This is a genomic window from Nonomuraea fuscirosea (assembly GCF_035917475.1).
In the GTDB taxonomy this organism is placed as follows: Bacteria; Actinomycetota; Actinomycetes; order Streptosporangiales; family Streptosporangiaceae; genus Nonomuraea; species Nonomuraea fuscirosea.
This window is the reverse complement of record NZ_CP109074.1, coordinates 9,636,599-9,660,217: the sequence shown is the minus strand read 5'-3', so window position 1 is coordinate 9,660,217 and position 23,619 is coordinate 9,636,599. Positions and strand designations below refer to the sequence as shown.

Sequence of the window (23,619 nt, the reverse complement as noted above, 5' to 3'; positions counted from 1 at the left end):
GACGCGAAGAGATAGCTCAATAATCATTGACTCAATGAAAGTTGACGGGTCTTCTTCGCTGGAGGCCCGGGCCCGGGTGCACGCGGCACTCGGCGACCCGGGCCGGCTGTCCATCGTGGACCGGCTGCTGCTGGGCGACGCGTCCCCGGGTGAACTTGGTCAGGTCCTCGGCCTGCCCACCAACCTCCTCGCCCACCACCTGAAAACGCTGCAGGAAACGGGCGTGATCGAGCGCCACCGCTCCGAAGGCGACCGCAGACGCACCTACCTGCGCCTGGTCCCGCAATCCCTGTCCGGCCTGGTGCCTGCCGCGGTCCGACGCGCCCCGCGCATCGTGTTCGTCTGCACCCACAACTCCGCCCGCTCCCAACTGGCCGCCGCCCTGTGGGCCCGCGCCAGTGCCGTACCGGCCGCCTCGGCAGGCACCCAGCCTGCACCGCGTATCCACCCCCGCGCCCTCGCCCTCGCCGCCCGCCACGACCTGAATCTCGACCACGCCACGACCAGTCACGTGGATCAGACGCTACGCCCAGACGACCTGGTCGTGGCCGTCTGCGACACCGCCCACGAGCAGCTCGCCGACCTCGAACGACTGCACTGGTCCATCCCCGACCCGGTACGCACCGGCAGCGACGAGGCGTTCGAACACGCCTACATCGACATCGCCGACCGCGTCCAACGGCTGGCACCCGCCATCCATCCCCCCAAGGAGTGAGCCATGCCGCAGACCTACCGCCACCTGGACCTGTCCATCGATCAGCAGCACGCACTGCTCACCGCCGCCCGCCGCCTGGCCGAGGAGTTCACCGGCACATTCGGCACCGAGACCATCGAACGGTTCCTGCACACCAGCTACGACCAGTTCGCCCTGCACAGCACGATCCCCAACTACCTGCCGCTGCTCGCCGAACGCTTCGCCCGCCAGCGCCTGAACGCCCTGGCCCGCGTGGAAGGCCACCACGACGGGCGGCCCATCGTCTTGTTCCTGTGCGTGCACAACGCCGGACGCTCCCAGATGGCCATGGGCTTCTTCCAGCACCTCGCCGGAGAACGCGCGCTGGCCTGGTCCGGCGGCTCGGAGTTCGCCGGCGAGATCAACCCCGCGGCGGTGGCCTCCATGGCCGAGCGGGGCATCGACATCTCCCGCGAGTTCCCCAAACCGTGGACCGAGGAGATCGTCCGCGCCGCCGACGTCGTGGTCACCATGGGCTGCGGTGACGCCTGCCCTGTCTACCCCGGCAGGCGTTACCTCGACTGGGAACTGGACGACCCCGAGGGCAAGAGCGTCGAGGACGTGCGGCCCATCCGCGACGAGATCGAACGCCGCGTCCGCGGCCTGCTCGACGACCTCGAAATCCCCACCGCCTGAAGACGGCGACAACCGAAAGGAACCAGCTCTTGAGCAGCAAGCCCAGCGTCCTGTTCGTCTGTGTGCACAACGCCGGCCGCTCCCAGATGGCGGCCGGCTGGCTCACCCACCTGGCGGGCGACCGGATAGAGGTCCGCTCCGCGGGATCGGCGCCCGCCGACCAGGTCAACCCGGTCGCGATCGAGGCGATGCGCGAGGTCGGCATCGACATCACCGCCGCCCATCCCAAGATCCTCACCGTCGACGCGGTCGAAGCCTCCGACGTGGTCATCACCATGGGCTGCGGCGACGCCTGCCCGATCTTCCCCGGCAAACGGTACGAAGACTGGAAGCTCGACGACCCCGCCGGACAGGGCATCGAGGCCGTCCGTCCCATCCGCGACGAGATCCGTGACCGCGTCGAACAGCTCGTCGGTGAGCTCACCAGCTGAGGGCGACCGGCATGTGCAACACTCATTGCCTCCCGGACCCTGTCGCGCCGCCTCACCCACGCCTCCACGATGAGGCCGCCCCGATACGACCGCCAGCACCCTCACTCGGGGCGTGGGCGGGAGCCTCCTGGGCGGTGCGGATGCGCACCGCCACCTTGTACAAGGTACTCGCGGGGCTGATGGTTCTCATGGCCGCCGCGCTCGTGCTCACCCACACCACCACCTTGGGCACCCTCACGCTGGCCCTGTGCAGGCGATCGTCGGGGTCGCGGCCGGGTTCGGTATCGGCGTGGTGGCCGCGATCATGGGCGTGGCCGGCGGCGAGCTGCTGATCCCCACGATCGTGCTGCTGTACGCGGTCGACATCAAAACCGCCGGCAGCCTGTCGCTGCTGGTGTCCCTGCCCACCATGCTGGTCGCCTTCGCCCGCTACAGCCGTGACGGCAGCTTCGCCGTCCTGCGGTCCAACCTGCGCTTCGTCGCCGTCATGACCGCCGGCTCCATCACCGGCGCTCTGCTTGGCGGGCTGCTGCTCGGAGTCATCCCCGACCTGGTCCTCATCCCTGTCCTGGCCGCGATCCTGCTGATCTCGGCGGCGAAGATGGCGCGTCACGCCTCTCCAGCCGAGGTAGCTGAGCCGTGATCTGCCGACGCAACGGCCGTCACTAAACCGGGTGCGCCGGTGAGACTCCATCCGCTGGTTGCCTGCAAACCGCCGCTGCTGCGAGTTCGGCGGCGCTGAATGCCGTTCTAGGCATCGTGCGAGGGCGATGCTTGGAGCTGGCCGGTGATCTCGGCGACCATCTGGCGTGCGGTACGGGCGGCGCCGATGAGGGTGGCGGAGGCCGGGCCGGTCCAGTCGCCGTAGCCGAGCAGGTGCAGGCGGGGCTCGCCGATGGCGCGGGTGTCCTCGACCGGGATGAGGCCGCCTCGGCCGCGCAGCCGTAACGGGGCCAGATGGCCGAGGGCGGGGCGGAAGCCGGTGCACCAGATGATGGCGTCGGCGGCCTGGCCGGTGCCGTCGGGCCAGGCGACGCCGTCGCGGGTGATCCGGCGGAACATGGGCTCGGCCTTCAGTATGCCGCAGTCGCGGGCCTCGCGGACAGGCGGGACGGCGACGATGTCGCCCAAGTCACCGACGCCGCCTCCGCCTTGGGTCCGTCGGGTGGCCAGTGTGAACAGCGCCCGGCCGTCGATCTCGTCGGGCAGCAGGCGGGGCGGGCGCAGGGTGACCCAGGTGGTGTCGGCGACGGTGGAGACCTCGGCCAGGATCTGCGCGGCGGAGTTGGCGCCGCCGACGATCACCACGCGCCGGCCGCGGAACGGCTCGGGGCCGCGGTAGCCGACGGTGTGGACCTGCTCGCCCTGGAAGTCTCCGATGCCGGGATAGTACGGGACGTACGGCCGCCACCAGGTGCCGGTCGCGCTGATGACGATCCGGGCCTGCCAGGTGCCCGCGTCGGTCTCGGCCGTAGTAAGTCCTCGAAGGTCTTGAAAGCCAAGACGTCCTCCTGATGCGGTTGACGGGCTTGGTGTCCCAATGACGCATCGAGGAGGACGTCCATGTCTGACGGTACCGGCCTGACCCGTGGTGACAAGAACCGGAACGAGCGGCTGGCCCGGCTGCGGGCGGTGCTGCCCCGCGACCACGCCATCGTGGGCATCGATCTGGCCGACGGGCTGCAAGCGGTGGTGGTCTGTGATCACGACTCCCGGGTGCTGGCGCGGCGCCGGGTCCGGTGCCGGGCCTGGGAGCTGGGCCCGGTGCTGGAGTGGGCGGCCGGGCGGGCGCGAGCGGCCGGGTTCGCCGGTGTCACGGTGGCGTGTGAGCCGACCGGGCACCGCTGGCGGGTGCTGGACCAGCTCGCGATCGAGCGTGGCATGCCGCTGGTGTGCGTGCAGCCGCTGCTGGTCGGGCGGGCCCGCGAGAGCGAGGATTACACCCGTGACAAGACCGATGACAAGGATGCGGTGCTGATCGCCCGGCTCGCCGCCGAGTTGCGGTGTTACCAGCCGGAACGCACTGATGAGGTGTGGGCCAGGCTGCGGCATCTGGGCGCCCGCCGCGCCCGGCTGGTCACCGAAGCCACCGCGTGTGTGCAGCAACCGGCCGACCTGCTGGAATGCGTATGGCCGGCGGTGCTGCAGGCTGCGGCCCAGCCGTTCAAGTCCGCGACCTGGCGGGCCTGCCTGGCCGTGGTGCTTCAGCGTTGCAACGGTGACCCGGCGCGGTTGCGCCGCCTGGGCCGGGACAGGTTCGTCGGCGCGGTGCGGCGCGAACTGCCCCGCTGGGGTGGCACCAGCCGGATCTACACGCCCATCGCCGAGCGTGTCCATGCCGTCCTGTCCGACCCCACCGGCGTGCGCACGCACCGCCACGGTGCTCTGGAGCGCGCTCACCTGGTGCTGGAGGACTATCGAGCGGTGCGGGCCCGGCTGGCCGACACCGCCCGCCGCATGATCGATGTGCTGGACGAGCTGGAGCTGACCGAGCTGGTCACCTCTCTTCCCGGCCTGTCGGCGGTGGGCGCTGCGGCCATTTTGGCCGAGACCGGCGATCCCGCGCGGTTCCACACGCCCCGCGCGCTGGTCAAACACGCTGGGCTGGCGCCCCGCGAACGCGCCTCGGGCAGCTACACCGGTCAGACGCGGCTGTCGGGCCGCGGCCGCCCCGGGCTGCGGCTGGCCGCCTGGCGGGCCGTGTGGGGCGCGCTGCACACCAATGCGGTCTACCGCGACCGCCTGCGGCACCTGACCACCCGCCCGGACAACCCCCTGACGCCTGGGCAGGCCCGCGCCGCTCTGGCCGCCGCGCTGCTGCGCCAGCTCCATGTGATCGTCACCCGGCGCGTCGCGTGGGATCCCGCCCTGGCTGCCCCACCTGCTGCACCTGTTCAGGCAGCGGCCTGACCATCTGCCACTGATCACCCTACTGACCACCTGTCACCCAGGCGGGGCGAGCCCGACGGGCCGTTGAGGATCACACCTCGTGACTGACCATGGGCAGCCCCGCCCGTCTTCCCGTGAACCCGGTTGCACGCTGTCGGGCTTTCAAGCCCCGTTGCCGGCTACGTAGGGACGAGGAGACGGACGGAGCCCCCGCCACTTGACCTTCGGCGCCTTACGGTGGTCAGTCGTTCACCATCGCGCCGGACCGCATGGACCTGCACCGGCCGCAGCACGGGCAGGTCATAGCGCTGCTCGTAGTCAGCCAGGTAGGCGACCGTATCGGCGGCGCTCGGATAGCCGCCGCCGGGTGGGACGGGCATCATCCGGCCGGGCAGCGAGCTGTACTGGGCGGGAGAGAACAGCCGCAGGGACGGCCAGGCGTGCCGCCACGCGCCGCCGGGGCGGTCCTGGGTATCGAGGATGACGAAGTCGGCTCCGGCGCGGCGCAGGTAGTAGCCGGCGGCCAGCCCGGCCTGGCCGCCGCCGATGACCAGAACGTCGACCAGACGAGTCACGCGGAGACGGGCTCGGCGAGCGGGGTGAACAGGGCGCCGAGCTTGTTCACCGCCTCAGGGATGATCCGGTAGTAGACCCAGGTGCCGCGCCGCTCGCCGTCGATCAGGCCAGCGGTACGCAGCACCTTGAGGTGGTGGCTGATGGTGGGCGCGGTCAGATCGAAGGCGTCGGTCAGGTCGCACACGCACGCTTCACCGCCCGCGTGGGAGCCGATCATCGACAGCAGGCGCAGCCGTACGGGGTCGGCGACCGCCTTGAGCATGACCGCAAGCTCGGCCGCGTCGCTCTCCGACAGCGGCTCACGCGCGATCGGTGCGCAGCACTGGCTCGTCACCGCAGTCATCCGACCCTCCCTGATTCGAAATCTGTCGAAATTATAGGTGGTGGTAGGTCAACAGCGCGAACGCGGCAATCGCGCACCCCAGTCCGACTGCGCCCGCCGTAGTCGAGGGTTCGGATGATGGCCAAAGCCGCGACGATGCGCCAGCCCTGCCAGGAACGCGACCGACCGCCGCCCTCAGTATCGAGGGCGGCGGCCTGGGCGGTGAAGCTCATGCCTGATCCGCTCAGCCGCAGCATCCTCCGCCATCGGAGGCGGAGACGGTGGCCAGTGGGAGCGGGGTGGACAGCAGGCCGCCGCTGATGCCGGTGGCCAGTCCGACGCGCTGCTCCTGCGCCTCGGCCAGGCTGGAGGAGCACACGCCGGTTTCGGGCAGCTCCAACTGCACATCCCGTGCCGCCTCCCAATCCCCGGCCAGAGCGGCGACGACCGAGCGGGCCTGCTCATATCCGGTGGCCAGCAGGAAGGTGGGGGCGCGGCCGTAGCTCTTGACGCCGATGGCGTAGTAGTCGGCCTCCGGGTGGGCCAGCTCGTCGGCGCCGTGCGGGGGCACGGTGCCGCAGGAGTGCGCGTTGGGGTCGATCAGCGGGGCCAGCGCGCGGGTGGAGCCGAGGATCGGGTCGAGGTCGAGGCGCAGTTCGCCGGCGATGGCGTGGTCGGGGCGGTATCCGGTGGCGGCCACGATGCGCTCGGCGGTGATGGTCTGCTCGGCGCCGGACGGGTCGCGGCTGATCACCCGTACCTGCTCGCCGTCGCGCTCGATCGCGTGGGTGAAGAAGCCGGTCACCAGGCGGATGCGGCCGCTTTCGACGTGGGCGTGCAGGCGCGTGCCGAGCGCGCCGCGGGCGGGCAGCGCGTCGGCGTCGCCGCCGCCGTACGTACGAGCGGCGTTGCCGGCGCGGATGGCCCAGGTGATCGGGGTGTCCTCCAGCTCGGCGAGGGCGAGCAGGGTCGTGGCGGCCGAGTGGCCCGCGCCGACGACCAGGACGTGCCTGCCCGCGTACCGGTCGCGGTCCGCGCCGAGAACATCGGGAAGCGCATGGCCGATCAGGTCGCCGGCGTCGCCCTCGCCGTGGGCGGGCAGGCCGGACGCGCCCAGCACGTTCGGGGTGGAGTAGGTGCCGCAGGCGTCGATGACCGCGCGGGCATGCAGCTCGGTTCCGTCGGCCAGGCGGATCAGGAACGGCGCCGCGTCTCGGCCGTTGGTGCGGACCCGGTCGTAGCCCAGCCTGCTGATCGCGGTCACCTTCGCACCCAGGCGGACCCTGTCGGCGAACAGCTTGGCCAGCTGGGCCAGATAGTCGTCGATCAGTTCGGAGCCGGTCGGCAGCCACTCGGCGTCCGGCGCGCTCCAGCCGTTCGCTTCCAGGAGGCGGCGGGCGGCGGCGTCGATGTTGTACTTCCAGGGGCTGAACACCCGCACGTGGCCCCACTGAGCCACCGACGCCCCCGCCTGCTCGCCCGCCTCCAGCACCACGAAGTCGAGGTTCCGCTCGGCCAGGTGGGCCGCCGCCGCCAACCCGATGGGGCCGGCGCCGATCACCACGATAGGCAACTGGTCAGGCCGTGCGGCCTGCGTGCTGGGCTCCAGGTCGACGGCGGTAGGACCGCAGCATCCGCTCATGACGCATCTCCTCTTGGGTTCTCGCGAACCTAGGGCTCGCGCTGTTTCGAAGTTTGTCTAAGTACGCTTGTCGGCAGGATGCCCCACGGCTTAGAGCCATGTCAAATTAGAGCGTCATCTAATCAGATGGCTTGAAGGGGCGGCCGCTCAGGCGCGGACGCGGGCCCGGTTGCCGCGCAGGTGGCGGGCGAGAGCGGCTACGACGCGCTGAGCGTCGGCGCCGACCCCGCGCAGCGTGTTGGAGGAGGGGGTGCGCTGCCACTCCAGGCCCAGGTAGCCCAGGCCGGCATGGGTGAGCGACAAGCCCCGGCGCTGGCGCGGGCGCCCGTCAGCCGTCAGTGCGCCCAGCCCGGCCAGGTACGGCACGTTCGGCTGGTAACCGGTGGCCAGCAGTACCGCATCAGCGCGCTCGCGGCGGCCGTCGGGCCACTCCACGTGATCGCCGTCCAGCCGTGTGAACATCGCCCGACGCTGGTAGCGGCCCTCGCGCAGCGCCCGGCGGTAGCGGCCATCATCAAGAACCGGCGAGGCGGGTGGTGCTTCCGCGCGGGCCAATGGCAGCTGGTCGAAGCCGGTTACACGGAACCAGAAGTGCAGGTCCCGCCCGAGCGGGCGCTGCTCGACGAACCGGATCGGCGCCCGGCTGGCCAGCGTGACCCGCCGCTCGGCGGCGAGCTCGTAAGCGATCTGGACCGCCGAGTTGCCCGCGCCGACCACGATGACGTGCTCACCGGGCAGCGAGGCCGGCGAGCGGTAGTCGGCGACGTGCAGCACGGTGCCGGTGAAGGCGTCCAAGCCGGGCAGGGCGGGCCGGTGCGGGCGGTCGAAGGAGCCGCTGGCCGCGACCAAGGCGCCGGCGGCCAGTTCCTCGCCGCCCTCCAGGCGCACGGTGAACCCGCGCCCGCCGCTGTCCACGCTGCTGACGCGGGTGCCGGTACGCAGCTGCGCATCTCGCTCGACCAGGGCGGCGGCATAGCGCTCCAGATAAGAGACCACCTCATCACGGCGCGGGTAACGCTCAGGGTGCCCGCCGAACGGCAGGCCGGGCAGGCTGCTGTGGCGGGCAGGGGAGAACAGGGCGAGGCTGTCGTAGTAGCGCGGCCACGATCCGGCGGCCCGGTCGGAGGCCTCCAGCAGCACGGGCCGCAACCCGCGCTCGAGGGCGGCGTGCGCGGCGGCCAGGCCGGACTGCCCGGCCCCGACGATCAGGACGGAGTCGTTATCGGTAGGCATGCCGCGAACGTACCGTCATTTTCTAATATGTCAATAACTTGATGTGAAGGGTAGGATGCCGGAAAGAAGGGAGCAGGTATGGCGACCACCACACCGGCCACGCGATCGGACACCCCGCACCCGGACGCGACGCCCACCTGCGCGCCGGCCACAGCGCAGGGCGGCGACCCCGCCGCCGCATGCGCCCCCCGGCTGGACCAGGCCACCCACGACTTCCTCAAGGCGCTGGCCAACGAAGGCCGCCAGCAGATCATGCTGCTGTTCGCCCAAGGCGCCGAGCTGTCGGTCAACCAGGTCGCCGAACGCGCCGGCATCAGCCAGTCCGCAGCCTCCCAGCAACTTGCCCTGCTGCGCCGCGGCGGCATCGTCACCTCCCGCCGCGACGGCAAGGAAGTGCTGTACCGGGGCGACCGAGACAGCGTCGCCCGTATCCTCGGCGACCTGCAGAACTACCTGAAGTTCTGCTGCTGACACCGCCGCGCGCGTCCCCGAAACCTCCGACACCCCGGCTCATCCAGCCCGGCACCACCGCAGCGCCCAGCAGCACCGCCCAGCCTTGCCATCCCGCTGTGCTCCCGGCGCCTCCCACAGCACCGGGCAGCGCTCGCATCGGCTCCCCGGTTCCCGCTCAGCGAAGAACGGCTCTGCTGACATGCGCTCACACTCGCCGGCGCGCCTGGTGACAAGGTCCTTTACGGCAGGCCGTGGCGGCTGCCACTGGCCTGTCCGGCGTGCCACGGCCGACCGGCCAGCACGGTGGTGATCACGCTGGCCAGCATCCAGGCGGCGGCGTAGCCGAAGGCCAGGGCCGGGGAAACCAGCGCCCACAGCACCCCGACCACGGCCGAGGACAGCAGGTCTCCACCGGCTTGGACGATGCCGAGCAGCCCGAAGCCGCTGCCGCGCAGCCGGTCGGGCAGGGTGCGGGCCACCAGGGTGGACTCGGCGGTCTCGGCCAGTCCGATTCCAGTCCCGGCCGCTGCGAAGGCCGCCATCAGCAGCGGCCACCCGCCGATCCCGGCGGCCAGCGCGGCATAGGCCAGCACGTACACGGCGGCGCCGGCGGCGAAGACCGGGCGGGGGCCGATGCGGTCGATCAGCGCGCCGCCGGCCAGCGACGCGGCCGCGGCGACGGCGTTGTGGCCGGCGTAGATGAGGATCGCCAGGGAGGTGGCGGCCGTCAGATCGCGGCCGTCGGCGTGCAGCAGGCCGGTGGCGCGCAGGATGAGCAGCGTGGTGGCGATGTTGCCGCATTCGAACAAGGCCACCGGCAGCAGGGCGCGGGCCAGCCCGGCCTGGCGCAGTTCGGCGAGGTTGAACCGCAGCCGGCGCCGCTGTCGTGGGGTGGTCACCGCGCGGCCGGCCTCACGGGCGGCCAGGCTGATCGCGATGGCGGCGAACAGGCCGGGCACGGCGGCCAGCAGCAGGGCGTGGCGGACGCCGAGCACGGCGACGAGGGCGGCGGCCAGCAGCGGCCCGGCGACGGCGCCCAGGTTGTCGCCGGCGCGTTCCAGGCCGTAGGCGCGCCCGTAGCCGGTGCGGGGGGCCAGCACGGCCAGCAGCGCGTCACGGGAGGGGGAACGCAGCCCGCGGGCCACCCACGAGCCCGCCCGCAAGATCGCCACCTGCCAGACGGCCGCAGCCAGGCCGATCGCGCCGCCGAGCAGGCCGGTGGCCAGGTAGCCGCCGCGGGCCAGCCGGGCCCGCATCGCCGCATCGTCGGCCAGCGGCCCGCCGGCGAGTTTGGACACGCCGATCAGCGCGTCGGAGGCCCCCTCGATCAGGCCCAGCGCGCCCGGCCCGGCGTGCAGGGTTGTGGCCAGGAAGGAGGGCAGCACCGCCGTGGTGATCTCGTGGCCGGCGTCGGAGAAGAAGCTGGCCGCGCCGACGCCGGCCACCCCGGGGGTCAGCCACCGCTGCTCCCCGGTCCCAGCAGGGTCCGGGGCAGAGACTGAAGGGGTGGGGGCTTCGGGGACGGTGTCGCCGGTGTCGCCGGTGTCGCCGGTGTCGCCGGTGTCGGGGTTCATGTGCGTCCTGCCTGTCTGCTGGGGTGGTGTGCGGGCCGGGGGCGAGCAGGCAGCAACGCCGGCAGCCCGCCGGGGCGAGGGCGAGCATGCAGGCCGCGCGCCGCAGTGCCGGGCCGGTGCCCGCCCACGACCAGGAGCAGGGCCCGGGGTGGTGTGCCGGTGGCCGGCCGGTGTCTCACAGCAGCCCGCCCAGCAGGTAGCCGGCCAGGGCGGCGGCGATCCCGGCGGCCAGGCTGCCCAGCGCGTTCAGCCCGGCCTGGGCCAGGGAGCCTTCTTCGAGCAGGCGCAGGGTCTCGAAGCCGAAGGTGGAGAACGTGGTCAGCGCGCCGCAGAAACCGGTGCCGGCCAGGGCCAGCAGGCCGGGCGGGGCGGTGGCCAGCAGGATGCCGAGCAGCAGCGAGCCGATCAGGTTGACGGCCAGGGTACCGAGGGGGAAGACGCTGTCGTGGCGGGACTGGATGAAGCGATCCAGCAGGTAGCGGACAGGTGCGCCGAGGACGCCGCCGGCGAAGACGAGCAGCAGCGTCATGCCCGCTCCCGGCCGTGGCCGGCACGGGGTTCTGGGCGGCCGACGTAGCGATAGACCTCCACCTCGTCCATGATCACCAGCCCCTCGGTGACCAGCTCGTCGAGCTGGGTGACGAAATCGTTGATCTTGTCGGCGACATCGACGATGACGATCGCGATGGGCAGGTCCTCCGACAACGACAGGATGCGGCTGGTGTGGATGAGGGAGGAGGCGCCGAAGCCCTCGATGCCGCGGAACACGCTGGCGCCGGCCAGCCCGGCCGCATGAGCGCGGCGGACGATCTCGCTGCACAGCGGGCGGTGCTGGTAGTGGTCGTCCTCGCCGATGAGGATGGTCAGCCGGACGGCGCTGCCGTGCAGTCTCACGATGGCTCCTTGGTCTGCCGGGTACGGCGGCTGCGGGTCAGGGCGCGGGCGGCGGCCATGCCGCACCAGACGGCGACCAGGCCCGCGATCAGGCTGTCCAGGGCGTAGGAGTCGGCCAGCGCCCAGTGCCCGCCCTGCGCGAGGTGGACGATCTCGCTGGTGTAGGTGGAGAAGGTGGTGAAGCCGCCGAGCACGCCGACGCCGAAGAAGGGCCGCACGTACCGGCTGGGCGGCCAGACCTCCAGCACGAACACCATCAACGCGCCCAGCAGCAGGCAGCCGGCCACGTTGGTGACGAAGGTGGCCCACGGAAAGCCGCCCGCCGGGCTGGGCAGGGCCTGGGCCAGCAGGTAGCGGGCGCTGCTGCCGACGCCGCCGCCCAGCCCGATCACGGCCAGGACGGCCGCGGCGCGGGCGCGATGGCGGGCCGGCCGGACGGCGAAGACATCCCGCCCCTCCTGCTGCTGCTCGTCCCGCTGTTCTTCCTGCTCCTCGGCGAGGGTGAGGTCAGGGTCGGTGGGCATCGGCGGACCGGGATGGTCCTGGCGTGGTGTCACAGAGGTCATTGTCGCGTGCGGGTCTTCCTTTATCGGACGATGAGGACTGAGCAGTGCGCGTGCCGGCTGACGCGTTCGGTGGTGCTGCCGATCAGGCGGCCCCACAGCTGGGAGTGGCCGCTGTGGCCGAGCACGATCAGGCCGGCGTCGCAGGCTTCGGCGGCGGCCAGGATCTCGTGGGCGGGGTGCCCGGCCCGGATCTGGGTGGCCAGGGGAATGCCGTGTTCCCCGGCCGCCGCGCTCGCGGAGGTCAGCCAGCGGGCGCACGTCTGCCGTTCGACGGCGTGTTCCTCCTCCACCTCGCCGACGGTGGCGGCGTAGTGCGGCAGGTGCGCCTCCACCGCCACCGCGACGATCTCGCTCCTGTTGGTCTGAGCGAGGTGCAGCGCGGCGGCCAGGGCGGCGCGGGCGCCGCCGGAGTCGTCGTAGGCGACCAGGATCCGGCCGAACATTCCTGACATCCCCGGTATCCCTCCTTCTAGTTGGGCAGCCCGTAGGGCAGGTCGGGCCGGCGGGCGGCGATGTGGGTGAGCCGGTTGTACTTGGCGACCCGTTCGCCGCGGGCCGGGGCGCCGGACTTGATCTGCCCGCAGCCGGTGCCTACCACCAGGTCGGCGATGAAGTCGTCGACGGTCTCGCCGGAGCGGTGGGAGACCATCTGCGCGTAGCCGTGCTTGCGGCACACCTGCATCGCCTGCAGGGTCTCGGTGACGGTGCCGACCTGGTTGACCTTGATGAGCGCGGCGTTGCCGATCCCGGCGGCTATCGCGTGTTCGATGATGGCGGGGTTGGTGACGAAGTTGTCGTCGCCGACCAGTTGCAGCCGCTCGCCGAGCCGCTGGGTGAGCTGCCGCCAGCCGTCGGTGTCGTCCTCGGCCAGGCCGTCCTCGATGCTCCAGATCGGGAACTCGGTCGCGAGCTGCGCGTACAGCTCGATCATCTCGGTGCTGGACAGCGCCTGCCCGGCCAGGTGGTAGCGGCCGTCGTGGTGGAATTGGGAGGCGGCCGGGTCCAAGGCGATGGCCACGCCGTCGCGACCGGGGGTGTAGCCGGCGTCGGTGATGGCGGCCACCAGCGCGGTCAGGACCTGGCGGGGGTGGGTGTAGCCGGGCGCGAAGCCGCCCTCATCGCCCAGCCCGGTCGGCTGGCCGTCGGCGGCCAGGCGGCGGCGCAGCCGCGCGTAGATCTCCGCACCGGCGCGCACCGCCTCGGCCATCGACGGCGCGCCGATGGGGGCGATCATGAACTCCTGGAAGTCGAGCTCGTTCGGGGCGTGGGCGCCGCCGTTGACGACGTTGAAGTGCGGCACCGGCAGCCGCGGCGCGGCCTCAGGCGGGGCCAGGAACGCCCACAGCGGACGGCCGCGCTCGGCGGCGAGCGCACGGGCCGCGGCCATCGAGACGCCGACCAGGGCGTTGCCGCCCAGCCGGGCCTTGCTGCTGGTGCCGTCCAGCTCGATCATCGCCTCGTCCAGGGCGGCCAGATCGGGCCAGGGCCGCGCCGTGGCCAGCTCGGCGAGCGGGCCGGTCACCGACGCGATCGCGCGCGTGACGCCGCCGCCGTCGTAGCGGCCGGCTTCGCCGTCGCGCAGCTCCACCGCCTCCCGGGTACCGGTGGAGGCGCCGGAGGGGACCGCGGCCCAGCCGCTCGCGCCGGCGGCCAGGGTGAGGGTGACGGCCAGGGTGGGACGGCCGCGCGAGTCGAGGATCTGCTCGGCGTCCAGGCCGGTGATGTGGAACGGGCTCACGGCTCCTCCAGGTGGATCGCGCAGGTCGCGTCGTGGGGTCGTCTTCGACGCTGTCACGGGCCCTCCTTGCCGAGGTAGGGCCGATCGTCCCGGCCATCGGCGGCGGCCGCCCCCTGGTGACCTCTGCCCTCCGGTGGGGCTGCCGGCCCGGCCGCCGCGCCGTGCCCGGGAGCATGCCCACCAGCAGGTTCGGCGGCCGGTCCAGGGGCCGGTTCGGCGGCAGGTCCGACGGCTGCTTCGGTGGCGGGCTGGGGGGAGAAGAACCGCTGGGCGATGGCGGTCGGGATGACCGCGGTCAGCACGACCACGGTGACCAGCACCGAAAACTGCGCCTTGTCGATGTAGCCGGCCGTCAGGCCGTAGGTGGCCGAGATGGTGCCGAACGTCAGCCCGGTGCTCATCAACAAGGTGACGAACGGCGCGTGCCGGGGCGCGTAGTGGCGGGCCAGCGGGTAGACGGCCACCGACTTGGCCGCGAGCTTGGCGGCCAGCAGCACGCCGAGCAGGCCGAGGTTGGCCCACACCAGCGGCAGCGACACGTTCATCCCCGAGCGCAGGAAGAAGAACGGCGTCAGCAGCGCGAAGGCCACCACCCGGAAACGCCGCTGGGTGGCCGGATGCCGCTGGAAGGTACGCGCCACGGCCAGGCCCAGCAGGAACGCCGGCAGCACCGCGTGGCTGCGGGCCTGATCGCCGAGCCACATCAGCACCAGCAGCGCGGCGAACGCGCCCTTGATCTCCGGCTCGATCACCCGGTTGCCGTAGCGGGCGAAGAACCAGCGATCCAGCCGCGGCATGACGGCGATCAACGCCACCGAGACGGCGGCGAACGGGATCAGCCACCAGCTCGGCTGGATGAACAGCACGCTGAGCGCGGCCACGGTGCCCAGGTCGGTGACGAACGTGGCGCTCATGATCAGCTTGCCGATGCGGGTGGCGTTCAGCCCGGTCTCCACCAGCACCGCGTACACCACCGCCAGCGACGTGGTCGACAACGCGATCCCGCCGATCTGCGCCGCCTTCGGCTCCCAGGCGAAGCCGTAACGCAGCAGCAGTAACGCCCCGGCGAACGGGGCCAGGAACGACAGGAACCCGATCAGGATGCTGGCCCGCCAGGTGGCACGGAAATCGGCCGGATCGACCTCGGCGCCGGCCAGGAAGGTCAGCACCACACTGCCGAAGGAGGCCAGGAACACCAGCCAGTCGGGGGTGGCCAGGTGCAGCGTGTTGCCCAGCGCCACCCCGGCGACGATCTCGATGATGGACACCGACAGCCCGACCTCGACCGAGATCATGCTGCCGATCAGGATGGTCACCGCGAGCACGGCGGCGACCAACAGCGAACTGCCCATGGGATCCGTTCCCCTTCCCGGACGCGCTGACGCGAGCCAGGAAGCCATCAGCCGCATCCGGCGGTTCGAACCCTCACGCGAGCTGCTGCTCGCCGAGGGCTCCGGCGGGATCCATCGCCACCTACGAGTGTAGGCGCACCGCTTCCCAGCACGCCCACAAGGGCGCACACTGGCCCCGGGAAGGACCTGTGTCCTGGCAGCCATCCGGCTGCCGCAGACCACCCACATGATCCCGGCCCGGCATCACACCCGGCCAGAGCGGGCAAGGCTCTCATGAGGAAGGCACAACCACCCCACCCCCGCCAAGGGCGGTCGGGGAGGTCTCCAGGCGAAGGAGCGTGCCATGAAACTCGACGGCACCGCCTGCCGGCTGACCGTGATCGTGGGCGAGCACGACCAGTACCGGCACCGGCCCCTGTTCACCGAGATCGTGCACCGCGCCAAGCAGGCCGGCCTGGGCGGCGCCAGCGTCTTTCGCGGCCTGGAAGGCTTCGGCGCCTCCTCCCTCATCCACACCAGCCACCTGTGGCACCTCAGCGACGACCTGCCGATCGCCATCATCATCGTCGACGCCGAACCCAAGATCCGCGACTTCCTGCAGGTGCTCGACGACCTCGTCACCGGCGGCCTGGTCATCACCGACCGCGTCCAGGTACGCCGCTCCCTGCCCGGCCCCGCACCCACCGGCAGCCCCAGCAGATAGCGATGGGGCACGGGTCGCGGCGGGCGGTGCCGGAGCCGCGCAGGTCAGGGCCGCAAAGTGGCGGTCAGGCCGCGCGGGTCCAGCAGCAGCTCCAGCGCGTCGGTGATCGTGGCGCAGACCACATCTGCGGCCGCCAGGGCGCGCGTTGAGGCTCCCTCCGGGCCGATCACGGCCATGCCCAGCACGGCCGCCTCCAGCGCCTGCCGGTCGTTGACGCCGTTGCCCACCACCACACACGCCTGCGGATCCAGCCGCCGCACAAGATCGGCCTTGTCCGCGCCCGTCTCCACCCGGATCGCGTTCACGCCCAGCCGCTCAGCGATCATCGGCAAGGTGGCGAAGGTGTCGGCCGATGCCAGATGCACCACCAGCAGCGCACGCAGCCGGTCGATGCGTACGGCGACACCGTCGATCAGTTCCCCGCGCGCCGTCAGCGTGCCGTTGACGTCGCAGATCAGATGCTCCAGCACGAGCGCGGGCCGGCCTGGGACCTCCACGGTGATCGCCACGAGCGCTCACCCCTCCTCACCGTGAGCCGGCCACGGCCGCCGTACGAGCAGCCGACGCCGACGATACGCCGGCAGCGCAGGTGCTGAACAATGGGGCGGGTGTGGACAATCGCGCTGCTGACCGGCGCCACGTTCGCCACCGCGCTGCTGTCAGCGGTGGCCGGGTTCGGTGGCGGGGTGCTGCTGCTGCCGGTGTTCGTGGCCGTCTTCGGCCCGCGCGACGCGGTCGCCGTGCTGACCGTGGCGCAACTGGCCAGCAACGCCAGCCGCGTCTACTTCAACCGGACCGAGATCGAACACCGCCAGGTGGGCGTCTTCGCCGCCGGAGCCGTCCCGGCCGCCGCCTGCGGCGCGCTGCTGCTGTAGGCCGCGCCGCTGCCCGCGCTCACCCGCGTTATCGGAGCGTTCCTGCTGGCCGCCGTCATCTGGCGGCGCTGGCGACCCCGCAGCGCATCCCTCGGTGACCCGGCGTTCGCCGCCGTAGGCGCCGCCTCCGGGTTCGGCTCGGCGCTGGTCGGCTCCGTCGGCCCGATGGTCGCGCCGTTCTTCCTGGCCCGCGGCCTGGTCCGGGGTGCCTACATCGGCACCGAGGCCGCCGCCGCGGTGGTGATGCACCTGACCAAACTCATCGTCTTCGGCGCCGCCGCCATCCTGACCGCCTCCACCGCCGCCACCGGCCTGGCCCTGGCACCGGCCAGCGCCGCCGGCGCCTGGGCGGGCAAGAAGATCGTCAACCGGCTACCCGCCCACGTCTTCGTCCTGCTCCTGCTCATCACCGGCGGCTGACCCCACCTGCCCCACCAGTGGATCGAACGGCACACCATGACCCACGTGCTCATCTTGTCCTCGACCGGGCACCTGGCCGACCGCGCGTTCCGGCTTCATCACGCTGATCGTCGCCATCCGCGGCGACAGTTCCCCCGCGTCCCGCGACCGGCAGGCCGGTGTTCAACGCGGGTCTGTGCGGCGTCAGGCGAGTGTCTTGGCGTCGATGTGGGCGGTGAGTTTGTCCAGGAAGCGGTGGAAGCCAGGGTCGAAGCTGCCGCTGGTGAAGGCGTCCGGGTCGTCGAGGGAGAACCAGCGTACGTCGCTGAATTCGCGGGGGTCGGGCGTGATCGGTTCGTCGCGATCAGCTGAGAAGATGAACCAGAAAGTCGCGTCCTGGTGGCTGGCTGGCGGGGTGGTCCAGGTGACGGTGAGGAAGAAGGGGTCGTCGCCGAAGTCGGGGTGGAACGGTGGTGCGATCTGGAGTTCTTCCTGCAACTCGCGTACGACCGTGACCCGAGGGTCTTCGCCGTCGTCGACGTGGCCGCCTGGCATGAGCCAGGCCTTGGCGAGGATGTGCGCGACGAGCATGATCGAGCGGCTGGGCTCGTCGAGCAGGACCGCGTACACCGCGAGGTGCTGGGGCGGCGTGACCGGTTTCTGCAGGCGGAACAGCTGGGCCCCTGAATCCACCCAGTTGAGCATCCACGCTTGGTGCTCGGCCTCTTGTTCATCGTGGGCAACCACGTTGGCGACCAGATCGCGGACAACGCCGCGAGCATCTTGTTCCAGCAGCGGCATCGCCGACCCCAATAGGTCTCGTGAGGATGGACCGGACAGTTGTCCGAACGCTCAGCTTGCCATGTCGATCAAAGTTTGGGGCGTAGATACGCGAGGTGGGGGGAAGCCCCGTCCGCAACGGGCGGACATGATCGGCTGGCGCATCAGCAGGGCCCGATGAGGCCATTCGAGCGGGAGGGTTGAAGCTCTGCGACCTTGGCAGGCCGGGATAGCTGCCGTCGGAGGCGTTCGAGTTCGTCGTACTGCGCGGCGATCGCCGAGATGGCCTGGATCTTGAAGGCGCGCAGTTCGGACAGCTCGGCTTCCTTCTCCTCCAGCCGCACTCTGTGCCGCTCGAGGACCTTCTTGAGCCGGTCGATCTGAGCGTCGCGCGGGTCGGTGATCTGCCCTTCTGCCCGGAGGCGGGCCTTGCGTTCCTCGAACTCGTTCTTGAGATGCTCGTACGTTGTGTAGAGGGAGTTGCGGGAGATCCCGGCCTCGGCGGCCAGGGTCTTGATGTCGCACTTTCCGCCCGCCGGGAGGTTCCCAGCCAGCAGCCGGTCCATGGCGGCGCGAATCCTCGCCTCGATGAGGTGGCGCTGCTCGTCAGTGAGTCTCATCGGTTCGGCCCCTCCGAGGCGTCGATCAGGGTCAGGACCTTCAGGGTCCGCTCGTATTCGGGGCGCAGTCGCTTCTTCTCACCCGCGGGGAAGCGCGGGTTGCCCAGGAAGACCTCGAACGTCTCGGCCCGGTCTTGCCAGACCGGCCGGTGGCAGGGGTGATGGGTGGCCTGCGGGCACCGGCTGGAGTCGCAGAGCCCGGCGAGAGGTTTGGTCGCGTCACCGGCTCCGGCCATCCGCAGGCAGAGGGCCTGGGCAGGGTCGCGGAACCAGCAGTAGTTCGCCGTCCCGATGTGGAGGGCGCCTGCCGTGGCGCGCAGCATGTTCTCGATTCGTCGTTCGGTGTCCATGACGACCGGCGCGGTCTGGCTGCTCTCTTTCAGCACGTTGTCGATGTGCTCGAACGCGTCGATGAGATGCCGGGCGCCGGGCCCGGTCGGCATGATGCCGCTGGTGTAGTCCCGGTAGATATCGGCGGTGAGCCGGAGGTGGTGTTCTTCCTGGGCCTGTTCGACCTCGGCGAGAAACATGGCCTGCGAGCCGTCCGGGCGGTTGCAGTACCCCTCGGTCGTGACGACGGAGACGTGCTTCAGGGCCACCTTGGCGGCCAAGAGCCCGCCGGGCCGCCGGGCGATCTCTTGTGCGAGTTTCCGGCGGAGCATTCGAGGGGTGCAGGGACCGTCGGGGATGGGCTCGAGACCGAATTGCCGGCCGCCGGGTCCGTTCACCCACGCGCGGAAGCGCCAGTAGAGCTCGGTGTTCCAGGCGGGGAAGACATGCCTGTCGCGAGCACGGGATGGCCGGGCCAGGACGAAGCGCTCGGCGAGCGCCACTGCGCGGTCGGCCTCGGGGAGCACCACCCACTCGTCATCGTCTCCGCCGAACTCACGGCCTTTGATGACCTTGCTGGCAAGCCGGAAACGTAGCCCCCCGCCCGGGGCCGGGACGGGGTTCTTGCGGGAGCCGACCACGATCTCGGCGAGTTCGCTGCTGCGCATGCCGGTGACAGCCGAGGTCACGACCTGCGCGGCCGTGGTCGCAAGGGCAACCAGGCCGTTGATTTCCCTGGCCGTCATGGAAGGCGCCGTCCACGGCACCAGGGTCTCGTCGTCCGCCCGGACCACCAGTACATCGTGCGTGGGCCAGCGGCAGCTTCTTCCTGGTGCGGGTCGGCCGCCCGTCTCGTCCAGGAGGCTCGCGAGGTGGGGGCCGATCACGTCGACCATGAACAGGGCCGCGGCGAGGAGCGGCCGCAGTACGTTGTCCGGTAGAGCGGGGATCTTGTTCGCTCGGGTGATCTTGAGTCCGACCACCTTGTAGGGTTTCTGCCCGTTCCACGGCACGAACCCATCGCGGTAGCGGTCAGTGCTGTAGAGCTCGCCGTAGTAGGCGATGCTCTGCACGGCAGCGACGGTCTTCTTGAGCGAGTCGGGATCCAGGCGACGCTGCGGCTGGTTGCGCGTGGGCTTGCTGAAGGACCGCTCATGCAGGTAGACGGCGCAGTGGTCCTGGGTGACCTCGTCGAGTTCGTTCACGCCCTGGCCGGTGAGCCAGTTGAACCAACTGGCCAGCTCCTTGAGCACCAAGTAGCAGGTCCGCGGGCTGCGCCGCGTGCGGAAGGCGTGCGGGAGTTCCGCCACCGCCTCGTGCCGAGGGGTGGCCAGGGCGAGCAGGTGCTCCTGGACGAGGACCCGCCACCGTGGATTGCCGATGATGGCGAAGTCCCAGCACTTTTCCGACGCTCCCATCGTCACCGGGGCGTCCGCCAGCCCGTCCAGGAGCCACACCGGCTCCTCGAACCGCGGCCGATGGCTGCCTGGCCGCAGCCTCAGTCCCGCGGCCTCGCACACATCGACGCCGGCGAAGACCGACCGGCGCCGACCGGCTCTCGGCCGCGAGGCTTCCTTGGCGATCGCGGACCTCATCACAGGGTGGTCTCCTCGGGGCGCAACGGGATCTCTTGATCGTCGTCGGTGACCTCGGCGGCGGCCTCCTGCAGCGTCCGCTCGTCGAAGCGAGGCAGGATCTCGGTGTCGAGGCGATCTGCGTACGGGCCGAACACCCGCATGAACTGGTTGGACGGCATCTGCCGGAACTGGCGCCTGAAGAACGCCTGCAGCCGGAGAAGGTTCGATGCGTTGCGCGGCAGGAACACCGCCAGCGGGCACATCAGGCAGACCCAGGGCCGGGCCGGACAGGGCTGCCCGGCCGGTCCGTGCTGGCCCGAGAGCTGGTCGGCGCACGCCGCGGTGAACACATCACGCTCCCCGCCGACCAGCTCGGTGATCGCCGCATCATCGAGCCCGAGCGAGGCGATCAGGTCCGGAAACTGCTCGACCAGCTCGACGGTCTGCTCCGTCGTGAGCACGGTCGGCGGCAGGGCCTTGCGAAGAAGGTCGCTTTGCCCCTCCTCGATGAGCGTCTCGACCGCGTCGATCTGGGCGGGCGTTGTGGCCGCCAGGTAGTGGTCGCCTTCCACTCCCGCGGTGTGGTTGGGGTCGATCGTCGTGCGGCCGGTCCAGCCCCGGCTCGCCAGCAAGCTCTCAAACGTCGGTCTGAACCGCCCCTTGTGGAGGTGCAGCGGCGATCCGTCATCGGCGCTGATCCCGCCCGTCCGCTCGGCCCAGGTCGCCAGGCTCCCGGTGTACTTGTCAGGCTTCATGACCATCGGAGGTCGTGACCAGCCCGGGCCGTAGGTGTAGATCCACAGCTCGGAGCGCAACGGCTCGGGTGTGAAGCTCCGCAGCGGCGCCGAGTAGGTGAGCCAGCGCTCCAGCAGGCGAACGGCCCGCTTGGGGAGGTGAAGTCCTTCCGGGCCGGTCCTGCCTTTGATGTAGCTGAGCAGGATGTCGCTGTCGCCGGCCCACACGATGTCCTCGATCCCGAGCGAGGAGATGCCATCGGGGACGATGCCGGTGAAGGTCGCGAACAGCACCTTGTAGGCGTTCACCACCTCCCGGGTGGGGAACAGCGCTTCTCTCACCGACCCGAGGGGATCGGAGGATAGGGCGGCTTTGGTGGCGGAGTCTGTGTAGCCCCATCCCAGGTGACGGCAGAGTTCGCGTCGGCTCAGCGGACCTGCGGCGAGCAGTATGTGCGCGATGTCCCCGGCCGTGATCTGGCCGGGCCCCAGCCCGGCCTCGCGAGGATCGGCGCCGACCGCCGTCCGGCGGGCCTCGGCTTGGGCTTGCGCGGCTTCGGTCACGATCCGCTGAGCGTGCTCGGTGATCCGCCTCCACTCACCTTCGGTGTAGGACTTCAGCGGTTCGGTGGACGGCTTGGCATTGAGGCTCCGGCCCTCCAGGTACCGGGAGACCTCCGGATCAAGGGCGTAGCCCGTCTCCTCCAGGGCGCGCAGGACAAGGCGCTCAGGCCGCTCGGTCTGTCTCGTGCTCGCGAGCCAGTGCCGGGTCAGATGGTGGCGACGAAGGTCCGATGCGCCGCCGTTGAAGCCGTTCGCCGACATCTCTCTGACCATGCGGCGGAGCGCCCAGCCGTAGGCCTTGGCGGAATCCTTGGATCCGATGCCGCCGTGAGGGTGAACGCACATCGCCAGGCCGGCGGCCAGATCGGCAGCGAGCGTCGGGTTCGGGAGACCGTGCAGAGCTTCGGTCCAGGTCGTTCCGTTCGCGAACACGAAGCGGACCGAGAGTGGATCCGCGATCACCGAGGCGGGCATCAGGCCTCGTCCTCGTCGGTGAACTCGGCGTCGGCTTCGGCCTGAGCCTCGGGATCGAGCAGGCCGGCTGCGCGTCCGGCCGCCTCGTAGGCCTCCCGGAAGATCCGGGTGACGTCCAAACGCTTGACGTAGATCTCGGTGGTGAGCACCGAAGAGTGCCCGAGCAGGTCGCGGAGCAGGGACATAGGGTCGGTCTTGGTCAGCAGAAGCGCCAGGGCGGCGTTCGCGTCGGCGTCCTTCACCAGCGCGGCTGCCTGCTGGTAGTAGCCCTTGCTCGCCTTCTCGAGTGTTGCCATGGCGAACGTGTGGCGGAGCCGGTGCGGAGAAACGATCGGGAATCTCGGCTCATAGGCCGCGCGGATCCTCCTGGACGCCCGCCTGAACACCGTCGCCCAGTCGACGAACGGCTCCCCGCGGTACTGCAGCGCCAGCAAGCTCGACCCACCGCCGGGCTCCACCAGACGAAGACGCTCCTGGGCGGTCAGCACCCGCCAGGACATGCGCTTTCCGTTGATGGTCGCGCCCTCCCAATCGGGACGCTCGACGAGCAGCGGCTCACCCCGAGCAGGCCGCCAGGTCGACCCGCTGACGGCGATCGCCCGCTCCATCGCGATGTACTCATGCACCTTGACCAGCGCCTCGTAGGTGATCCAGGTGGTGCGCTGTTTTCCGCCCTTGCCGAGGTTGTGGGACACCAGGAACGGCACCGGGACGACGGTCCGGCGGTTCGGCAGCGGCGGGATCTCGTGAATCAGGAGGTGGGTGAACTCCTTGCGGCGCAGCCCGCTGGCCAGCACGAGTTCACCCATCGCGGCGTTGCGTCCGAGCTGCCGTCCTCGATAGGAGTCGTCAGGCTGGCCGTCAGGCCGCAGACCCGCCAGCGCCTTCACGAACAGATCCGCGAAGTCGTTCTCCAGATACTTGATGGTCGAGTGCGGCTTGGCCTTGCGCAGGGCCGCCATGTTCCGCTCAACCTCGACCCGCATCTGGTCGATCGTGCGGATGGCCGTCCGATACGTGAACGGCACCGCCGAGGCGTACCCCTCCGCGACCGCCCACTTGTAGAACCCCGACAGCACGTTCATGTGCAAGTTCCACGTGGCAGGAGCCAGCCGCAACTCCAGCGGTCCCGTCAGCCGATGCTCGGCGTACGCGCCCAGGGCCACGCGCATCTCCGGCCGTTCGCTTGCCAGCGGGTCGATCGTCCGCTCGGCGAAGAACTCCAGCCACTGCCGCAGTATCCCGGCGTACACCTCCCACGTCCGCTGAGCCGGCGCGCCGCTGGCGGGAAGCTCCCGCAACCACCGATTCACGATCACGGACGGCCGGACGCCATCAGCGTCCTCGAACAGCAAGTCATCGTCGATCAGGACCGGCATCCCGGTAGCGATCAGAGGCTGGCGCTCGAGTCCCCAAGACTCCCACGCGGCTGGCTGAAACCCGATGACTTGCATGGGCCCGAACCTAGATTCGTTACATATAGGACTGCAACTGACAATCGCTGCGGGATGGCTCACATGGTCA

Annotated in this window: 24 protein-coding genes and 2 pseudogenes; 8 read left to right on the top strand and 18 right to left on the bottom strand. The window is 70.7% G+C overall.

Going from position 1 to position 23,619, the window contains the following annotated elements:
- Positions 1–34: 34 nt before the first annotated feature.
- From OIE67_RS44175 to OIE67_RS44160, 4 genes are all read left to right on the top strand, one after another.
- Positions 35–715 (top strand): arsenate reductase/protein-tyrosine-phosphatase family protein, encoded by a 681-nt coding sequence (locus OIE67_RS44175; protein WP_326631774.1) that lies wholly within the window; start codon positions 35–37, stop codon positions 713–715.
- A gap of 3 nt (positions 716–718) precedes the next feature.
- The gene (locus OIE67_RS44170) at positions 719–1,369 is read left to right on the top strand and encodes an arsenate reductase ArsC (protein WP_326631772.1); all 651 of its coding nucleotides are present in this window, start codon (positions 719–721) and stop codon (positions 1,367–1,369) included.
- A 29-nt stretch (positions 1,370–1,398) separates the two neighbouring features.
- Positions 1,399–1,800, top strand: a complete 402-nt coding sequence (locus OIE67_RS44165; protein WP_456094149.1) for an arsenate reductase ArsC — start codon at positions 1,399–1,401, stop codon at positions 1,798–1,800.
- A gap of 247 nt (positions 1,801–2,047) precedes the next feature.
- Complete coding sequence (locus OIE67_RS44160; protein WP_326631770.1) at positions 2,048–2,443, top strand: sulfite exporter TauE/SafE family protein; 396 nt, start codon at positions 2,048–2,050, stop codon at positions 2,441–2,443.
- A gap of 107 nt (positions 2,444–2,550) precedes the next feature.
- Here OIE67_RS44160 and OIE67_RS44155 read toward each other — a convergent pair.
- Positions 2,551–3,264, bottom strand: a pseudogene (locus OIE67_RS44155) (NAD(P)-binding domain-containing protein); the annotation flags it as partial.
- Between the two features lie 99 nt (positions 3,265–3,363).
- Between OIE67_RS44155 and OIE67_RS44150 the strand changes: the two are divergent.
- On the top strand, positions 3,364–4,710 hold the full coding sequence (locus OIE67_RS44150) for an IS110 family RNA-guided transposase (RefSeq protein WP_326631768.1): 1,347 nt from the start codon (positions 3,364–3,366) through the stop codon (positions 4,708–4,710).
- A 158-nt stretch (positions 4,711–4,868) separates the two neighbouring features.
- Here OIE67_RS44150 and OIE67_RS44145 read toward each other — a convergent pair whose 3' ends face one another.
- From OIE67_RS44145 to OIE67_RS44130, 4 genes are all read right to left on the bottom strand, one after another.
- A complete protein-coding gene (locus OIE67_RS44145; protein WP_326631767.1) occupies positions 4,869–5,264 on the bottom strand; it encodes an FAD-dependent oxidoreductase in 396 nt (131 codons plus the stop codon).
- Complete coding sequence (locus tag OIE67_RS44140; protein ID WP_326631765.1) at positions 5,261–5,608, bottom strand: metalloregulator ArsR/SmtB family transcription factor; 348 nt, start codon at positions 5,606–5,608, stop codon at positions 5,261–5,263. Before OIE67_RS44140 ends, OIE67_RS44145 begins: the two co-directional genes overlap by 4 nt.
- 223 nt (positions 5,609–5,831) lie before the next feature.
- Positions 5,832–7,229 (bottom strand): FAD-dependent oxidoreductase, encoded by a 1,398-nt coding sequence (locus OIE67_RS44135; protein WP_326631763.1) that lies wholly within the window; start codon positions 7,227–7,229, stop codon positions 5,832–5,834.
- A gap of 147 nt (positions 7,230–7,376) precedes the next feature.
- On the bottom strand, positions 7,377–8,462 hold the full coding sequence (locus OIE67_RS44130; RefSeq protein WP_326631761.1) for a flavin-containing monooxygenase: 1,086 nt from the start codon (positions 8,460–8,462) through the stop codon (positions 7,377–7,379).
- A gap of 78 nt (positions 8,463–8,540) precedes the next feature.
- On the opposite strand from OIE67_RS44130, the gene OIE67_RS44125 reads away from it, so the two are divergent.
- Positions 8,541–8,933, top strand: a complete 393-nt coding sequence (locus OIE67_RS44125; RefSeq protein ID WP_326631759.1) for an ArsR/SmtB family transcription factor — start codon at positions 8,541–8,543, stop codon at positions 8,931–8,933.
- Between the two features lie 221 nt (positions 8,934–9,154).
- On the opposite strand, the gene OIE67_RS44120 is transcribed toward OIE67_RS44125, so the two are convergent.
- The 7 genes from OIE67_RS44120 to OIE67_RS44090 form a co-directional block, all read right to left on the bottom strand.
- The gene (locus OIE67_RS44120; protein WP_326631757.1) at positions 9,155–10,489 is read right to left on the bottom strand and encodes an MFS transporter; all 1,335 of its coding nucleotides are present in this window, start codon (positions 10,487–10,489) and stop codon (positions 9,155–9,157) included.
- A gap of 175 nt (positions 10,490–10,664) precedes the next feature.
- Entirely contained in the window at positions 10,665–11,018 is a 354-nt protein-coding gene (crcB, locus tag OIE67_RS44115; protein WP_326631755.1) for a fluoride efflux transporter CrcB, read from the bottom strand.
- Entirely contained in the window at positions 11,015–11,383 is a 369-nt protein-coding gene (locus OIE67_RS44110) for a DUF190 domain-containing protein (protein WP_326631753.1), read from the bottom strand. The genes crcB (OIE67_RS44115) and OIE67_RS44110 overlap by 4 nt, the downstream gene beginning before the upstream one ends.
- Positions 11,380–11,940 (bottom strand): fluoride efflux transporter CrcB, encoded by a 561-nt coding sequence (crcB, locus tag OIE67_RS44105; RefSeq protein ID WP_326631751.1) that lies wholly within the window; start codon positions 11,938–11,940, stop codon positions 11,380–11,382. Before crcB (OIE67_RS44105) ends, OIE67_RS44110 begins: the two co-directional genes overlap by 4 nt.
- Before the next feature lie 29 nt (positions 11,941–11,969).
- Complete coding sequence (locus OIE67_RS44100; RefSeq protein WP_326631749.1) at positions 11,970–12,401, bottom strand: universal stress protein; 432 nt, start codon at positions 12,399–12,401, stop codon at positions 11,970–11,972.
- Positions 12,402–12,418: 17 nt separating this feature from the next.
- Positions 12,419–13,744, bottom strand: a complete 1,326-nt coding sequence (gene eno / locus OIE67_RS44095) for a phosphopyruvate hydratase (protein WP_326631747.1) — start codon at positions 13,742–13,744, stop codon at positions 12,419–12,421.
- Positions 13,741–15,039 carry a cation:proton antiporter gene (locus tag OIE67_RS44090; protein WP_326631745.1) on the bottom strand — a complete coding sequence of 433 codons (1,299 nt, stop codon included), beginning with the start codon at positions 15,037–15,039 and terminating at the stop codon, positions 13,741–13,743. Before OIE67_RS44090 ends, eno begins: the two co-directional genes overlap by 4 nt.
- Before the next feature lie 343 nt (positions 15,040–15,382).
- On the opposite strand from OIE67_RS44090, the gene OIE67_RS44085 reads away from it, so the two are divergent.
- Positions 15,383–15,742 (top strand): DUF190 domain-containing protein, encoded by a 360-nt coding sequence (locus OIE67_RS44085; protein WP_326631743.1) that lies wholly within the window; start codon positions 15,383–15,385, stop codon positions 15,740–15,742.
- 44 nt (positions 15,743–15,786) lie between these two features.
- On the opposite strand, the gene OIE67_RS44080 is transcribed toward OIE67_RS44085, so the two are convergent.
- On the bottom strand, positions 15,787–16,251 hold the full coding sequence (locus OIE67_RS44080) for an HAD family hydrolase (protein ID WP_326631741.1): 465 nt from the start codon (positions 16,249–16,251) through the stop codon (positions 15,787–15,789).
- Between the two features lie 90 nt (positions 16,252–16,341).
- Between OIE67_RS44080 and OIE67_RS44075 the strand changes: the two are divergent.
- Positions 16,342–17,037: pseudogene (locus tag OIE67_RS44075) on the top strand (TSUP family transporter).
- Positions 17,038–17,220: 183 nt separating this feature from the next.
- Here the strand turns inward: OIE67_RS44075 and OIE67_RS44070 are convergent.
- From OIE67_RS44070 to OIE67_RS44050, 5 genes are all read right to left on the bottom strand, one after another.
- Positions 17,221–17,817: an NUDIX hydrolase gene (locus OIE67_RS44070; protein ID WP_326631739.1), complete on the bottom strand. Its 597-nt coding sequence runs from the start codon at positions 17,815–17,817 to the stop codon at positions 17,221–17,223.
- A gap of 143 nt (positions 17,818–17,960) precedes the next feature.
- Entirely contained in the window at positions 17,961–18,362 is a 402-nt protein-coding gene (locus OIE67_RS44065) for a hypothetical protein (RefSeq protein WP_326631737.1), read from the bottom strand.
- A 50-nt stretch (positions 18,363–18,412) separates the two neighbouring features.
- Complete coding sequence (locus OIE67_RS44060; RefSeq protein WP_326631735.1) at positions 18,413–20,341, bottom strand: hypothetical protein; 1,929 nt, start codon at positions 20,339–20,341, stop codon at positions 18,413–18,415.
- Positions 20,341–22,095 (bottom strand): hypothetical protein, encoded by a 1,755-nt coding sequence (locus tag OIE67_RS44055; protein WP_326631734.1) that lies wholly within the window; start codon positions 22,093–22,095, stop codon positions 20,341–20,343. Before OIE67_RS44055 ends, OIE67_RS44060 begins: the two co-directional genes overlap by 1 nt.
- The gene (locus tag OIE67_RS44050) at positions 22,095–23,612 is read right to left on the bottom strand and encodes a tyrosine-type recombinase/integrase (RefSeq protein WP_326631732.1); all 1,518 of its coding nucleotides are present in this window, start codon (positions 23,610–23,612) and stop codon (positions 22,095–22,097) included. Before OIE67_RS44050 ends, OIE67_RS44055 begins: the two co-directional genes overlap by 1 nt.
- Positions 23,613–23,619 lie beyond the last annotated feature (7 nt).

What these genes read in the sequence shown, in the direction of transcription:
- OIE67_RS44175 (WP_326631774.1), top strand. Translation starts at nt 35, where the DNA reads ATGAAAGTTGACGGGTCTTCTTCGCTGGAGGCCCGGGCCCGGGTGCAC.
- OIE67_RS44170 (WP_326631772.1), top strand. Translation starts at nt 719, where the DNA reads ATGCCGCAGACCTACCGCCACCTGGACCTGTCCATCGATCAGCAGCAC.
- OIE67_RS44150 (WP_326631768.1), top strand. Translation starts at nt 3,364, where the DNA reads ATGTCTGACGGTACCGGCCTGACCCGTGGTGACAAGAACCGGAACGAG.
- OIE67_RS44140 (WP_326631765.1), bottom strand. Translation starts at nt 5,608, where the DNA reads ATGACTGCGGTGACGAGCCAGTGCTGCGCACCGATCGCGCGTGAGCCG.
- OIE67_RS44135 (WP_326631763.1), bottom strand. Translation starts at nt 7,229, where the DNA reads ATGAGCGGATGCTGCGGTCCTACCGCCGTCGACCTGGAGCCCAGCACG.
- OIE67_RS44130 (WP_326631761.1), bottom strand. Translation starts at nt 8,462, where the DNA reads ATGCCTACCGATAACGACTCCGTCCTGATCGTCGGGGCCGGGCAGTCC.
- OIE67_RS44125 (WP_326631759.1), top strand. Translation starts at nt 8,541, where the DNA reads ATGGCGACCACCACACCGGCCACGCGATCGGACACCCCGCACCCGGAC.
- OIE67_RS44120 (WP_326631757.1), bottom strand. Translation starts at nt 10,489, where the DNA reads ATGAACCCCGACACCGGCGACACCGGCGACACCGGCGACACCGGCGAC.
- crcB (WP_326631755.1), bottom strand. Translation starts at nt 11,018, where the DNA reads ATGACGCTGCTGCTCGTCTTCGCCGGCGGCGTCCTCGGCGCACCTGTC.
- OIE67_RS44100 (WP_326631749.1), bottom strand. Translation starts at nt 12,401, where the DNA reads ATGTCAGGAATGTTCGGCCGGATCCTGGTCGCCTACGACGACTCCGGC.
- OIE67_RS44090 (WP_326631745.1), bottom strand. Translation starts at nt 15,039, where the DNA reads ATGGGCAGTTCGCTGTTGGTCGCCGCCGTGCTCGCGGTGACCATCCTG.
- OIE67_RS44085 (WP_326631743.1), top strand. Translation starts at nt 15,383, where the DNA reads ATGAAACTCGACGGCACCGCCTGCCGGCTGACCGTGATCGTGGGCGAG.
- OIE67_RS44070 (WP_326631739.1), bottom strand. Translation starts at nt 17,817, where the DNA reads ATGCCGCTGCTGGAACAAGATGCTCGCGGCGTTGTCCGCGATCTGGTC.
- OIE67_RS44065 (WP_326631737.1), bottom strand. Translation starts at nt 18,362, where the DNA reads ATGGACCGGCTGCTGGCTGGGAACCTCCCGGCGGGCGGAAAGTGCGAC.
- OIE67_RS44060 (WP_326631735.1), bottom strand. Translation starts at nt 20,341, where the DNA reads ATGAGGTCCGCGATCGCCAAGGAAGCCTCGCGGCCGAGAGCCGGTCGG.
- OIE67_RS44055 (WP_326631734.1), bottom strand. Translation starts at nt 22,095, where the DNA reads ATGCCCGCCTCGGTGATCGCGGATCCACTCTCGGTCCGCTTCGTGTTC.